Source organism: Micromonospora sp. NPDC005257 (assembly GCF_042872445.1).
Taxonomy (GTDB): Bacteria; Actinomycetota; Actinomycetes; order Mycobacteriales; family Micromonosporaceae; genus Micromonospora.
In genome coordinates this window covers 1-13,586 of the sequence record NZ_JBIAKL010000002.1, presented here as the reverse complement: position 1 = coordinate 13,586, position 13,586 = coordinate 1, and the positions used below count along the sequence as shown (strand labels likewise).

Sequence of the window (13,586 nt, the reverse complement as noted above, 5' to 3'; positions counted from 1 at the left end):
TACTCATGTAGCTAACCATCGCACCAGCGCGCCCTCGCGTCAAGTGCCTTTCGGGTACGCGCAGCCGCCCCCAACCGCCCGCGTGATCAAGGAGTTCGGGTCGCCTCAGCCGCCCAGAGCGGACACAAACTCCTTGATCACCGGGGTGAGGGGAGGGGGAAGGGGAGGGTCAGATGCGAGGGCTGCGGCGTTCGATGAGGGTTACGTCGCGCCAGGTGCCGTGGTGGCGGCCGACCCGCTCGCGGGTGCCGACGACCCGGAAGCCGCACGCCGCGTGCAGCGCGAGGCTCGCGGTGTTCTCCGGGAAGACGCCGGACTGGATGGTCCAGATCCCGGCCGCCTCGGTGGAGGCGATCAGCGCGTCCAGCAGCGCCCGGCCGACGCCGCGCCCGCGCCCGCGCGGGTGCACGTAGACGGAGTGCTCGACCACCCCGGCGTAGACGCAGCGGTCGGAGACCGCCGAGCAGGCCACCCAGCCGAGCACGTCGCCGGCCTCGTCGAGCGCCACCCAGCGGTGGCCGGGCAGCCGCCCGGCGGTGAACCGCGCCCAGTCCGGCGGCTCGGTCTCGAACGTGGCGTTGCCCTCGGCGATGCCCAGACGGTAGATCTCCAGCACGGCGTCGGCGTGCGAGTCGTCCATCGCGGCGACGGTGACGGTCATCGGCCCCTCCTGCCGGGGACCGCGCAGACCCCGGCGGCGTCAGCGTAATCGGCGCCGGCCGAGGACCGGGACGGGACGCCCCGGCCCCCGGCACGACCGCTACCGGGGCCGGTAGACGGAGATGTGCGAACGGCTGTCCGCGTCGAACGGCGACCGGTCCCAGTCGGCGTACCGCTCGGTGAGCCGCAGCCCGGCCCGCTCCGCCAGCTCGTCGACCTGCTCCGGCCAGGCGTAGCGCATCGCGAACGGCTTCAGGTGCACGCCGGAGGCGTCGAACGTGACGGTCTGCCGCACGAACGTCTGCGCCGCCCGGTCGTACCGGTGCATGCGGACGGTGGCCGAGTCCTCGGTCACCTCCCGCACCTGGACCTGCTCGTCCCGGTCGAAGTCCGCCGGGTCGGGCACGAATGCCTCGATGACGAACGCCCCGCCGGGCGCGAGCACCCGGGCGACGTTGCGGAAGCACGCCGCCTGGCGCTCCTCCGAGACCAGGTTGAACAGCGTGTTGAACACCAGGAAGACCAGACGGTACGGCCCGGGGACCGGGACGTCCGCCATGTCGCCGATGGTGACGGGCATGTCCGCGCCGCCCGGCTTGGCGCGCAGGTGCGCGACCATCTCCGGGGACGCCTCGACGCCCTCGACTGCGAGCCCGCGCTCGGCCAGTGGCAGGGCCACCCGGCCGGTGCCGATCGCCAGTTCGAGCACCGGGCCGCCCTCGGCCAGCCGGGCGAGGAGGTCGACGGCCGGGGCCGGGTCGGGATTGCCGGGACCGTCGTAGGTGGCGGCCCAGAGCCGGCCGAACAGGCCGGGATCGTCGAAGACGGACATCACGCGCCCGCCCGTCGGGTGGAGGGGACGCGACGCGGCGCGAGGTCAGTGACCTGCGCCGGAATGGGGTACGACAACACGAAGCCTCGTTTCGGATGAGGGGACGACGGGTGGGCTGGGCTTCGCAGCGTTCGGCATGGCGGTGCTCCCTCCGGTCGGCTTCGAGGGGTCCAGCAGACCAGCAGCCGTGCCGAGGGACAACCGGATTACGTCCGCAGCGCGTCGTCCACTCCGGTCTCCCGGCGGCCGAGGTGCACCGGGTCACGCCCGGTGAGGACGTCGGCGGCGGCCTTCAGACACGCGCCGTACTCCCGGGTGGAGCTGATCCGCCACTGGCCGGCGTATCGCCTGGCGGTGTCGTCGCCGACGCCGACGGCCTCGATGCCGGCGGCCCGGCAGAGCGCCACCGCGCGCGGCAGGTGGAACGACTGGGTGACCACTGTGGCCTGCCGCACCCCGAAGACCCGGTACGCGCGCACGCACGAGTCGTACGTGTCGAATCCGGCGTGGTCCAGCACCGTCTTCTCCGCCGGCACACCCCGGTCGACGAGCCAGCGCCGCATCGCGTCCGGCTCGTCGTAGTCCCAGTCCATGTGGTCGCCGGAGAGCAGGAGCACCTTGACCTTGCCGCTCGCGTACAACCGCCGGGCGGTCTCCAGCCGGCCGGCCAGGAACGGTGCGGGCGTGCCGTCCGGTTCCACCTTGGTGCCCAGCACCAGGGCCACCGGCGTCTCCGGCACGCCCGCGGCGTCGAACAGGTGGCCCTCTGCCGCGTCGCGAACCCAGGTCACGCTGGCGACGGTCGCGGCGCCAAGCAGCAGCGCGACGGCGGTGGCGAGCACCAGGAGGCGGCCGACCAGGCGTACGACCCGCCGATGAGCGTCTCGAAAGACCCGCCATCGCGCTGTCAGCCCTCGCATGGCGGCGATTGTGTCAGGAGATGTGATGCAGGATCACGTTGTGTACGTGGTGGCTCTTCTGCTCGCCCCGGAACTCGACCTCGTAGGTGTGCGTGCCGACGTGCACAGCGATCGACCCGGTGGAGAAGAACGAACCACCCCAGGACTTGTTGCTCACCACGCTCACGCTGGTGATCTTCGAGTACGGGATGCTGGTGATCGCGTACCGCTTGCCGACGAATGAGCGGTCCTGGATGATCACGCGGCGGTCGGTCAGGCCGATGAAGCCGGTGCCGGTGCCGATCGCGTCGTAGACGGCGATGATCTGCTCACCGGGCAGCAGCCCGCTCTGGACCTGCTGGAACTGTTCCTTGCGGTCGTACGTGGGGCCAGACATGCGCCCAGGGTAGGCGGGGTGCGCCAGCCCGGAGGAGCCCCGAACGGTCGTGGCCCCGTCCACCGGGACGGGGCCACGAGCGTGTACCGGGGGTCAGTGGTCGACGCGCGGGTCGTGGTCGCGGCTGCGGCTGCCGGCCTTGGCCAGGCCGCGGCTGACGAGGTAACCGATGGTCAGCAGCGTGATGTACCACCACGCCTTGTCGGCGGCGAAGTAGTCGGCGCCGTTGTCCGCCGCGCCGTCACCGACGGCGTTCGAGGCGATGAGGACACCGATGACGGCGAGCACGTAGACGGCCAGCTCGGTGGTCTTCCATGCCGGCTTGGTCTCCTCGCCGTGGCGGCGCGGGTGCCGCACGTCGCGTTCGACGTGTCCGGTGTGCCCGTGGTCGGTGGACCGGTCGGTGGCCGCGGTGGGTGTCGTCATGGTCAGCTCCTATGGGGTTATCGCACAGTCCGTCTGCTTCGGGAGCCTTGCGCCTCCCGTTGCTGGATGTCCCACCCCTACAGGTTTTTCCGAATCCGGAATTTCCAGCGATCTTTGAGGAAACGTCAGGATTCGGTGACGGCCCGGACCGCGTCCTCGATGCGTGCCGCCAGCAGGACCTCGCCCTCGGTGAGCGGCTCGCCGTCGTCGTGGCCCAGCCTGATCTGCGTACGATCGGCCCGCCGGCTGATCTCGGGGCGCAGCCGCAGCGCGTCGGCCACCACCGCCACCCGCTCGGTGAGCGCGGCGTGCTGGGTGTCGTCGAGAACGATGGTGCGGCGGATCTGTTCGCCCTCCCGGGTCCACCCGGTCAGCAGGGCCAGTGCGTCGCTGAGGTAGTCGTGCTTCGCACGGCCGCTGAACAGCACGCGCATCACCGCACCTCCCAGGCGTCGTTGCCGGCTTGTGGCCAAATCGTCGCCATCCCGTGTCCCAGTCGACGCCCTCTAGTCTCTCGCCACTCAGATGGTGTGTCCACGCCCACACTTCCGTGTTCTGCTGACCTGACGGCCGACGCCGCTACCCAAACCGCCGATTGATCTGGCACGCTGGTGGTCCGTGCGGACCGAACGGGTTAGCGGAGGCGGGCAGGCCGACCGGCGGGAGCCGAGGGTGGTCGTCGGGGCGGCGATCATCGAGGGTGGCCGGGTGCTGGCGTGTGAGCGCTCCGCGCCCCCCGAGGCGGCGGGGCGCTGGGAGTTCCCGGGCGGAAAGGTCGAGCCGGGCGAGGCCGAGACCGACGCGCTGGCCCGGGAGTGCGCCGAGGAGTTGGGCGTACGGGTGGCGGTCGGTGCGCGTGTCGGCCGCGACGTACGGATGGCGCACGGCCGGTCCGTGCTGCGCGTCTACGCTGCCCGTCTGCTGCACGGCGAGGAGCCGAAGGCCCTGGAACACGCCGAGTTGCGCTGGCTGTCCGCAGCCGAGCTGGACAGCGTCGACTGGCTGCCGGCCGACGTGCCGATCGTGGCCGCGCTTCGCCCGTTGCTCGACGCCTCCTGACCGTCGCCGGGCGTCGTGCCCGCCGCGTCGGTGAGCCGGGCCGGCCGGACGCCACCGGCTGGGCTCGACGTCGCACCGGACAGCCCGGGCGTAAACGGGACGGGGGCCTGCGGCGTGTGCCGCGGGCCCCCGTCATCGTCGTGCTGCTGTTCAGTGCTTCGGCTCGTCCTGCTGCGGGTGAGCGAAGTTGAGGTGCTCCGGTGGCAGGGGGAACGTCACGTCGTCGCCGAACGGCGACGGCGCGGCGGCCTTGTTGAACGTCAGTTCGGTCAGCGGCAGCCTGCCGTTGGCGTCCACCGCCGGGGCGGTCGGGTGTGGCACCTCGCGGTGCCAGTTGACGCCCTGCTGCGCCTGACGCTCGGCGGCGCTGTCGTGCGAGCCGCCCGCGTGCGAGTGCACCCCGGCGGGCGAGGAGCCGCCGTGCGCGTGCGCCCCGCCGTGCGCCGCTCCGGACGTGCCGGTACCGCTCGAATGCCCGCTGGTCGCGCTGGTCTGAGGCACCTGACCCCTCCGGAAGATCTTGTTACCGAGCCACACAAGGGGATCGTACCTGCGGTCGACGACCCGTTCCTTCATGGGGATGATCCCGTTGTCGGTGATCTTGATGTGCTCGGGGCAGACCTCGGTGCAGCACTTGGTGATGTTGCAGAATCCGAGCCCCATGTCCGACTGCGCGTACTCCCGCCGGTCGGTACGGGCGTCGAGCGGGTGCATGTCCAGCTCGGCCGCCCGGATGAAGAACCGGGGACCGGAGAAGGCCGGCTTGTTCTCGTCGTGGTCACGGATCACGTGGCAGACGTTCTGGCACAGGAAGCACTCGATGCACTTGCGGAACTCCTGCGAGCGCTCCACGTCGACCTGCTGCATCCGGTAGTCGCCGGGCGCCACGTCGGCCGGCGGCGCGAACGCCGGGGTCTCCCGGGCTTTCTCGTAGTTGAACGAGACGTCGGTGACCAGGTCCCGGATCACCGGGAAGGTGCGCAGCGGGGTGACAGTGACGGTCTCGGACTCCTCGAACGTCGACATCCGGGTCATGCAGCCCAGCCGCGGCTTGCCGTTGATCTCCATGGAGCAGGAGCCGCACTTGCCGGCCTTGCAGTTCCACCGGCACGCCAGGTCCGGCGCCTCGGTGGCCTGGAGCCGGTGGATCACGTCGAGGACCACCTCGCCCTCGTTCACCTCGACGGTGTAGTCCTGCAGGTCGCCGCCGGTCTCGTCGCCCCGCCAGATGCGGAACTGGCGTTTCGCGCCCGGCTTGCCGGTCGCCTGCTGCGGATCGGTTCCCATTCCTCAGCGCTCCTGTTCGGTGAGGGCGTCGAACTCGGCGAGTTCCTCGTCGGTCAGGTACTTGGCCAGCTCGGCCCGGTCGAACAGCCCGATCAGCTCCGGCCGCATCTTCGGCAGCGGCTTCTCGGTGAGCCGGACCGCGTCACCGTCCAGCGAGCAGACCAGGTTGACCCGCCGCCACTTCGGGTCCATCGCCGGATAGTCCTCCCGAGTGTGCCCGCCGCGTGACTCCTGCCGCTCCAGCGCCGCCATCGCGGTGCACTCCGAGACCACGAGCATGTTGCGCAGATCCAACGCCAGGTGCCAGCCCGGGTTGTAGCGCCGGCCCCCGACCGCGCTCACCTTCGCCACCCGCTCCCGCAGCTCGGCCAGCCTGCGCATGGCGTCTTCGAGCTCACTCTCCCGGCGGATGATGCCGACCAGGTCGCCCATCACCGCTTGGAGGTCCTGCTGGAGCTGGTACGGACTCTCGCCGGTGTCCCGCTGCAACGGCGCCAGCGCCGTCTCCACGGCGGCCTCGACCGCCGCCACCGACACCGCCGGGCGGGCGGTGAGCTGGTCGGTGTACGTGGCGGCGTGCCCGCCCGCGCGCTTGCCGAAGACCAGCAGGTCGGACAGGGAGTTGCCGCCGAGCCGGTTCGAGCCGTGCATGCCGCCGGACACCTCGCCGGCTGCGTAGAGGCCGCGCACCGTGCCGTACGCCGCGCCGGAGTCCGGGTCCACCTCGACGCCGCCCATCACGTAGTGACAGGTCGGGCCGACCTCCATCGGCTCCTTGGTGATGTCGACGTCGGCCAGCTCCTTGAACTGGTGGTACATCGACGGCAGGCGGCGGCGGATCTCCTCGGCCGACTTACGGGAGGCGATGTCCAGGTAGACGCCGCCGGCCGGCGTACCCCGGCCCTCCTTGACCTCGCTGTTGATCGCGCGGGCGACCTCGTCGCGGGGCAGCAGCTCCGGCGGACGCCGGTTGTTGTCCGGGTCGGTGTACCAGCGGTCCGCCTCCTCCTCGGTCTCCGCGTACTGCTTGCGGAACACGTCCGGGACGTAGTCGAACATGAACCGCTTGCCCTCGGAGTTCTTCAGCACCCCGCCGTCGCCGCGTACCGACTCGGTGACCAGGATGCCCTTCACCGAAGGCGGCCAGACCATGCCGGTCGGGTGGAACTGGAGGAACTCCATGTTGATCAGCGTGGCCCCGGCGCGCAGCGCCAGCGCGTGGCCGTCGCCGGTGTACTCCCACGAGTTCGAGGTGACCTTGTAGGACCGTCCGACACCGCCGGTGGCCAGCACCACCGCGGGCGCCTCGAAGAGGATGAACTCGCCGGACTCGCGGTAGTAGCCGAACGCGCCAGCGATCCGGTCGCCGTCGAGCAGCAGCTCGGTGATCGTGGTCTCGGAGAAGACCCGGATCCGCGCGTCGTAGCTGCCGAACTCCTGCTTGTCCTCCTGCTGGAGCGAGACGATCTTCTGCTGGAGCGTACGGATCAGTTCCAGGCCGGTCCGGTCGCCGACGTGTGCCAGGCGCGGGTACTCGTGGCCGCCGAAGTTGCGCTGCGAGATCTTCCCGTCCTTGGTGCGGTCGAACAGCGCGCCGTACGTCTCCAGCTCCCAGATCCGCTGCGGCGCCTCCTTGGCGTGCAGCTCGGCCATCCGGAAGTTGTTGAGGAACTTGCCGCCGCGCATGGTGTCCCGGAAGTGCACCTGCCAGTTGTCGCGCGAGTTCACGTTGCCCATGGCGGCAGCGGCGCCGCCCTCGGCCATCACCGTGTGCGCCTTGCCGAACAGCGACTTCGAGATGATCGCGGTCTTCTTGCCGGCCAGCCGGGCCTCGATCGCCGCGCGCAGGCCGGCGCCACCGGCCCCGATCACGACGACGTCGTAGTGGTGTCGTTCGATTCGCGTCTCAGTCATGTCCAGGCTCTCAGTTGATGAACCGCAGGTCGCTGAACCAGCCGGCGGCCAGCGCCATCACGTAGAAGTCGGTGAACGCCAGGGTGCCCAGGGTGATCCAGGCGAGCTGCATGTGCCGGACGTTCAACCAGGACACCCCGGTCCACGCCTTGTAGCGCATCGGGTGCTTCGAGAAGTGCTTGAGCCGCCCGCCGATGATGTGTCGGCAGGAGTGGCAGGAGATCGTGTACGCCCACAGCATCACCACGTTGCCGATCAGGATGATGTTGCCCAGGCCGAAGCCGAAGCCCTCGGGGGAGTGGAAGGCCAGGATCGCGTCCCAGGTGTTGATCAGCGAGATGATCGCGGCGGCGTAGAAGAAGTAGCGGTGCAGGTTCTGCCCGAGCAGCGGGAACCGCGTCTCGCCGCTGTACGACTGGTGCCCGTCGGGCACGGCGCAGGCCGGCGGCGACAGCCAGAACGACCGGTAGTACGCCTTGCGGTAGTAGTAGCAGGTCAGCCGGAACAGCAACAGGAACGGCAGGGTGAGCGCCGCGTCCGGGATGATCCACCAGCCGGGCAGGAACGAGCCGAAGTGCGAGGAGCCCTCGACACAGCGGTCGGTGACGCAGGGGGAGTAGAACGGCGTCAGGTAGTGGTACTGCTCCACCCAGTACCACTTGTGCATGAAGACCCGGACCGTCGCGTAGATGACCCACGCGCTGAGCCCCACCACTGTGATCAGCGGGGCGAGCCACCATCTGTCGGTCCGCAACGTCTTCGCCGCGATGGCGGCGCGTGCCCGCCCTCCCCGCGGCTGCGGTCTCGGCGTCCTGGCCGACGTAGTTGTCATTCGAGTCATCTCCCTGACGTCACTGTCACGTCCTGCGCACGCGCGAGGCCACACCGGCGAACCGGTGCGGCTAGGTGACACACGTTACGCCGATCTTCACGGCCCGGCCGCGCAACGCAGTGTCCCGTGTGTCCCGCAGCTTGGAAAGAGTCAGTTCATGATCAATGTGACGGTGGGTCGAACGGTGCGCCGACCGGTGCCCTGGCACGCCCGGAGGCGCGGCGTCACCCGGACGCGCCGCCGGTGAAGTGCCAGGAGGACAGCCGCAGCGTCGGCGCCTCGTACCAGGAGCCGTCGACGCGGCCCGGCTGGCGCACCGCCGTCCGGCCCAGGCCGAGCACCCGGCCCGGCCCCAGCGCCCGGGGGTACGACTCGGTGAACCGGAAGTCGCGTACCGCGCGGGTCGGCACGCCGTCCTCGACCAGCCACACCCCGTTGCGGGTCAACCCGGTGACCACAAGTTGCTTCGGGTCCAGTACGCGGGTGTACCAGAAGTCGCTCACCAGCAGCCCGCGTCGCATCCCGGCCACCAGTGCGGCGGTGTCCGGGTCGCCCACCGCCCCGGTCACGCCCGCGCTCAAAGGGCCGTCCGCGACGGTCACGCCCGCATCGGCGACGCGCGGGTCCGCCGACAGGCGGATGTTGTGCGGGATCGGCCCGAAGGTCGCGCTGCCCGGCATACCGTGGCCGGTGGACCCGGCGCCCGCCGCCGCGCCGGCGCGCCTGTCGTACGCCACCGCCCCGGTGGTGCCCCCCTCGACCAGCGGCAACGCCCGCCGGGGCGTGCCCTCCAGGTCGAACGGCAGCGTGCCGGCGCGCAGCGGGTCGTCCACCAGCGTCACCGCCGGGTCGAACTGGGCGGTGCCCGGCTCGGCGAAGGACTGCCGCTCGGCGTACCGCTTGCCGTTGAAGCCGTACCAGGCCAGGTTCTGCAGCAGGTCGGCGACGGCCGCCGGTTCGAGCACCACCTCGTAGTGCCCGGGCGGCAGCTCGACCGGGTCGGCCGCGGCGCGCGCCTTCGCCGCCGCGCTGGCGCCGAGCGCCGTGCCGTCGAGGCCGGCCAGCCGGTCGGCGCAGAGCCGAGCCACCCCGTCCGCGCCGCCGGCCCGGGCGATGCCGTCCATCGCCGCCTCGGCCGCCCGGCCGGTCGCCGTGTGCCCGGCGGAGTTGGCGAACGCCCCCGACCGGTACGCGGTGCGGCAGTAGCCGGCCGCCTCCAGTCCCTCGACCGCGTCCACGAACGCGCGTACCCGCTCGGCCCGCTCGTCGGGCGCGGCGAACGCGGTGGCCTCGTCGACGGCCGGACCGGACGGCACCGGCGTCGGCGGGGTGAGTCCCGGCCAGGCCGGGTCGGGCGGCGCGAGCCGGGTCGCGGCCCGGGCCCGCTCGACGAGCGCGGCCAGCCCGTCCGCGTCGACCCGGCTGCCGCTGCCGGTCGCGGTCCGCCCGTCCACGTGCAACCGCAGGTGTACGGCGACGCCGGTCTCGGCCACGTTCTGGTGGATGAACGAGTTGGCGAACCGGGTCAGCGCCAGATCGGTTCGGGTCACCAGCACCTCGGCCTCGGCGGACGGACCGGCCGTGTGCCGGACCAGGTCCACCACCCCGACGGCGATCTCCAACTCGGCGCTCATGCCGGCACTCCGCTTCGCTCCGTGCCGTCATGAGGCACCGTCGCCCTGAGCCTGCTGATTCGCTCGCTGCGCTCGCTCATGCCCGCACCCCCACCCGGACGCCGCGGAACCGGGCCGGCGCGGCCGGGTGGCCGGTGTGCCCGATCTGGCCGGGCTGCCCCTTCCCGCAGTTGGGCGTGCCCCAGGCGACGGTCTCCGAGGAGAGCATGTCCATCGAGCGCCAGAAGACCGGCCCGATGCCGGTGTAGGTCGGGTTGCGCAGCATCCGCCCCCGGCGGCCCTTCTTCACCTCCCAGCCGATCTCGCAGCCGAACTGGAAGTTGAGCCGCTTGTCGTCGATCGACCAGGACCGGTTGACGTCCATCAGCACCCCGTCGTCGGTGGCCGCGATGATCTCGTCGAGCGTGTGCGGGCCCGGTTCCAGGCCCACGTTCGTCATCCGCACCATCGGCAGCCGGGCCCAGCCGTCCGCCCGTACGCTGCCGCCGTAGTCAACGCCGGCGACGGCGGCCGAGTCCCGCCCGGCGAGCACCCCGACCCACCGCCCGTCGCGCACCGCGTCGCGGGCGACCGCCGGTGAGCCCTCGTCGTCGTAGCCGAAGCTGCCGAGCGCGCCCGGGATGGTCGGGTCGATCGTCACGTTCATCAGCTCCGAGCCGTAACGCAGCGAGCCGAGCCGGGCCAGGTCTAGCCAGGACGTGCCGGCGAACGCCGCCTCCCAGCCGAGGATGCGGTCCAGCTCGATGGCGTGCCCGACCGACTCGTGGATCTGAAGCGCGAGCTGCTCGCCGCCGAGGATCAGGTCGGTCTCGCCGCTCGGGCAGAGCGGCGCGCTGAGCAGCTCGCGGGACTCCTCGGCGATCCGGGCGGCGTGCGCGGCCAGGTCCAGCGAGGTGACCAGCTCCCAGCCGGTGGTGCCGTACTGCCCCCGGTAGCTCGGGTAGGACCGGCGTTGGGTCTCGCCGGCACCGATCGAGGTGGCCGAGATCCCGCCGCCGCACTCACGGATGCGCTGGTCGATGCGGTGACCCTCGCTGGAGACGAACCACTTCGAGGTGTCCCAGATCTGATAGAGCCCTTCGCCCAGGTCGGCGCCGTGCTCGCGCATCGTGGCGGTGGCCCGGACCAGCAGGTCGCCCTTGTCCGACAGCGGCACCCCGAGCGGGTCGACAACGCAGTCCGAGGCCCAGCTCGCCACCGTCGCCTCGACCGGCACCAGGTCGATCGGCGGCCCGGGAACCCGGGCGCTCGCGGTGGCGATCGCCGCGGCACGCCGGCCGGCGTCGCGGGCCGCCGCGTCGGACAGATCGGGTACGGCGTGGAAGCCCCAACCCGACCCGACGAGCGCGCGGACGCCCAGCCCGATGCTCTCGTCCTGGCTCAGCTCCTCGATGTCGCCGTTGCGTGCCGACATCGACTCGTAGCGGCGGTGCATGACCCGGGCGTCGGCGTAGCGGGCGCCCGCGTCGAGGGCGGCCTGGACGGCGGCGGTCGCCGCGTCGAACTCGCTCATGCGTTCGACCCTAGGCGAGCGCACCGACATCCGTCAGGGGACGAGGTCATCCGGCGGTGCGGCCGCCTGTCTCGAAATCGACGCCGGTCAGGGCGGTCGCGGGGCAACCGGAATCGGTCAACGCTGATAAGAAATCCCCATGTCTGCCACTTCCGCGCACCGACTACTCCGCGGTGCGTTGACGCTCGTCGTCATGGTTGCCGCGACCATGTTCGGCGCCACTGCCGCCCACGCCGCGGCCCCGCGACTCGGGCTCGCCGCCCTCGCGTTCGCCGAGACCACGGTGGACGCGACGGGTGACTACGCCGCCAACAAGCTGACCTGGACGGTCACCAACTCCGATCCCGCCGCCGACTTCGTCTTCGGTACGGTCACGATGCGCATGCGTAGCACGGTCACCGGCGAACTGGTCGGCCACGACTGGGTCGCGCGCTACGCGTACCAGGAGACCTGCTGCGGCGACGGCGTGTACGAATCGGGAACGCCGCAGAGGTCCACCTACTCCTTCGACCTCCCGGTCCGGCGCTTCTCCGACGCGGACACCGCCCTGTGGGAGGTCACCAAGGTCACCATCGGTTACCGGGGCACCACGGCCACGGTCTCCGGAACCCGCCTCCAGGCCTTCGGCTACCAGTTCACGGCCCGGACGCTGATCGACTCGTCCGGGCCGAGCGCCGACTCGATCTCGTTGAACTGGCTCCTGCGCCGTCCCTACCTCTATCTGGGCAACGGTCCGGCGACGGTGGCCTACGACTTCACGGTGCAGGACTGGCAGTCCGGCTTCTGGAAGGGCACGATCCGGCTGGCCGGTCCGGGCGGCGCGAGCATCACCACGGCCTTCACCTGGGAACGTGAGGAGTACAGCACGGGTCTGCGGTGCGGCCGGGTCAGCAGCGGTCAGCAGGACGGCGTCTCCATGACGTGCGCTGTCGACGTGGCGTTGCCCTCCGACACGGCCACCGGCAACTGGCGGGTGGCGGCCCTGGTGCTCCGGAACAATGCCGGCGGGACGACCACCTACAAGAATCCGACCGCGCCGTCCGTCACCACCACGACGAACTCCACGCTACGGGCGAGCGACTTCGCGGTGAGCCCGAACCCGGTGGACAACTGGCGTGACTCGGTGATGACCGATGTCAGCATGGTCGTGACCGACGCGCGGAAGGGGCTCTCGACCATTCAGCTCGACCTCGTCGGCGGCTGCCAGCAGTACGGCCTGCCCACCGCCGGGGCGGACGGCCGCGTGGCGGTGCGGGTCATGGTGTACCAGCAGACCGAGAAGTGCGTGGTCGAGGGCCTGGCGGTGGTCGACGGCGCGGGCAACGTGGCGCTGTACGGGAGCATGTACCGCGCGCCGGATCCGGGGTTGACCATCACCCGGGTGCCGAGCACCAACCCGCCGATGGCGCGGAGCGCCACTCTCGACCCGTCCTCGGTGCCGTCGAGCGAGGTGGGACAGGCCTCGGTCAAGCTCACCATCGACGCCGAGGTGCAGGTCGCACCCATCAACGGCGTGGACGTCCACCTGTACGACGCCGACGGCGACGTGGTGTCCCAGTCCTTCGGGGGCACAAGTCAGGCGCCCGACGGGACGGTGACCACCTGGCTCTACCTTCCGTGGCAGGGGTTGTCCCCGGGGAGGTACACGGTGGGATTCGCGCTGAGCGACGCCGCCCGGGCCAGCACCACCTGGAACATGCCGGATCGCTCCGACAGTCGCACGCTGCCCGGTGGCCCGGTGGTCCTCACCGTCACCGAAGGCTGATGTGTCTCCCGGTGGGCGGGCCGAGCCGCCCACCGGGAGCGCGTGCGGTGAGGGCGGATCTGCGGCAGGATCGGCTGATCGGAAACCATGTCGTTACACTCCGGCCGCTGACAGCTCGCTCTTTGTAGCTTATTTTCACCTTCGGTGATTTCCTGTAGGTTCTCTTCATCACCGAAGGGGAGGCGGTCAATGGGCAGGTCGGAGGCGGTGCCGTCTGGGGAGCCGGACCGCCCGGAGGTGCCGGAGCAGCGCTCCGGCGACGGGCCCTATCTCCAGGTCAGGGATCTGCGGGTGCGGTTCGACACCGAGGACGGTGTGGTGCGGGCTGTGGACGGTGTGTCGTTCGCGGTCGAGCGGGGTCGCACGTT

At 71.0% G+C, this 13,586-nt stretch carries 13 protein-coding genes and 1 pseudogene; 3 read left to right on the top strand and 11 right to left on the bottom strand.

The annotated features are described in order from the left end of the window. Nucleotides 1-169: 169 nt before the first annotated feature. The 6 genes from ACFYO8_RS03525 to ACFYO8_RS03500 form a co-directional block, all read right to left on the bottom strand. Nucleotides 170-661: an N-acetyltransferase family protein gene (locus tag ACFYO8_RS03525; RefSeq protein ID WP_355094956.1), complete on the bottom strand. Its 492-nt coding sequence runs from the start codon at nucleotides 659-661 to the stop codon at nucleotides 170-172. Between the two features lie 99 nt (nucleotides 662-760). Then, a complete protein-coding gene (locus tag ACFYO8_RS03520; RefSeq protein WP_355094954.1) occupies nucleotides 761-1,492 on the bottom strand; it encodes a class I SAM-dependent methyltransferase in 732 nt (243 codons plus the stop codon). Nucleotides 1,493-1,698: 206 nt separating this feature from the next. Continuing rightward, nucleotides 1,699-2,412 (bottom strand): ElyC/SanA/YdcF family protein, encoded by a 714-nt coding sequence (locus ACFYO8_RS03515; protein ID WP_354870760.1) that lies wholly within the window; start codon nucleotides 2,410-2,412, stop codon nucleotides 1,699-1,701. Between the two features lie 13 nt (nucleotides 2,413-2,425). After that, the gene (locus ACFYO8_RS03510) at nucleotides 2,426-2,788 is read right to left on the bottom strand and encodes a PH domain-containing protein (protein ID WP_354870762.1); all 363 of its coding nucleotides are present in this window, start codon (nucleotides 2,786-2,788) and stop codon (nucleotides 2,426-2,428) included. 93 nt (nucleotides 2,789-2,881) lie between these two features. Further along, nucleotides 2,882-3,214 carry a hypothetical protein gene (locus ACFYO8_RS03505; protein WP_354870765.1) on the bottom strand — a complete coding sequence of 111 codons (333 nt, stop codon included), beginning with the start codon at nucleotides 3,212-3,214 and terminating at the stop codon, nucleotides 2,882-2,884. Nucleotides 3,215-3,339: 125 nt separating this feature from the next. Next, nucleotides 3,340-3,648, bottom strand: coding sequence for a 4a-hydroxytetrahydrobiopterin dehydratase (locus ACFYO8_RS03500; RefSeq protein WP_354870768.1), 309 nt, complete (start codon nucleotides 3,646-3,648; stop codon nucleotides 3,340-3,342). Nucleotides 3,649-3,832: 184 nt separating this feature from the next. Here ACFYO8_RS03500 and ACFYO8_RS03495 point away from each other — a divergent pair, with 184 nt between their 5' ends. Beyond that, nucleotides 3,833-4,273, top strand: coding sequence for a (deoxy)nucleoside triphosphate pyrophosphohydrolase (locus ACFYO8_RS03495; RefSeq protein WP_354870771.1), 441 nt, complete (start codon nucleotides 3,833-3,835; stop codon nucleotides 4,271-4,273). 150 nt (nucleotides 4,274-4,423) lie between these two features. Here ACFYO8_RS03495 and ACFYO8_RS03490 read toward each other — a convergent pair whose 3' ends face one another. The 5 genes from ACFYO8_RS03490 to ACFYO8_RS03470 form a co-directional block, all read right to left on the bottom strand. Further along, nucleotides 4,424-5,560: a succinate dehydrogenase/fumarate reductase iron-sulfur subunit gene (locus ACFYO8_RS03490; protein WP_354870773.1), complete on the bottom strand. Its 1,137-nt coding sequence runs from the start codon at nucleotides 5,558-5,560 to the stop codon at nucleotides 4,424-4,426. Between the two features lie 3 nt (nucleotides 5,561-5,563). Further along, nucleotides 5,564-7,474 carry a fumarate reductase/succinate dehydrogenase flavoprotein subunit gene (locus ACFYO8_RS03485; RefSeq protein ID WP_354870775.1) on the bottom strand — a complete coding sequence of 637 codons (1,911 nt, stop codon included), beginning with the start codon at nucleotides 7,472-7,474 and terminating at the stop codon, nucleotides 5,564-5,566. Nucleotides 7,475-7,484: 10 nt separating this feature from the next. After that, nucleotides 7,485-8,306, bottom strand: coding sequence for a hypothetical protein (locus ACFYO8_RS03480; protein WP_354870777.1), 822 nt, complete (start codon nucleotides 8,304-8,306; stop codon nucleotides 7,485-7,487). Between the two features lie 224 nt (nucleotides 8,307-8,530). Then, nucleotides 8,531-9,940, bottom strand: a complete 1,410-nt coding sequence (locus ACFYO8_RS03475) for a metallopeptidase TldD-related protein (protein WP_387256784.1) — start codon at nucleotides 9,938-9,940, stop codon at nucleotides 8,531-8,533. Nucleotides 9,941-10,016: 76 nt separating this feature from the next. Then, on the bottom strand, nucleotides 10,017-11,453 hold the full coding sequence (locus tag ACFYO8_RS03470) for a TldD/PmbA family protein (RefSeq protein WP_354870782.1): 1,437 nt from the start codon (nucleotides 11,451-11,453) through the stop codon (nucleotides 10,017-10,019). A gap of 139 nt (nucleotides 11,454-11,592) precedes the next feature. On the opposite strand from ACFYO8_RS03470, the gene ACFYO8_RS03465 reads away from it, so the two are divergent. Both ACFYO8_RS03465 and ACFYO8_RS03460 read left to right on the top strand, forming a co-directional pair. After that, on the top strand, nucleotides 11,593-13,218 hold the full coding sequence (locus tag ACFYO8_RS03465) for a hypothetical protein (RefSeq protein ID WP_355047485.1): 1,626 nt from the start codon (nucleotides 11,593-11,595) through the stop codon (nucleotides 13,216-13,218). A 189-nt stretch (nucleotides 13,219-13,407) separates the two neighbouring features. Beyond that, a pseudogene (locus ACFYO8_RS03460) lies at nucleotides 13,408-13,586 on the top strand (ABC transporter ATP-binding protein); the annotation flags it as partial.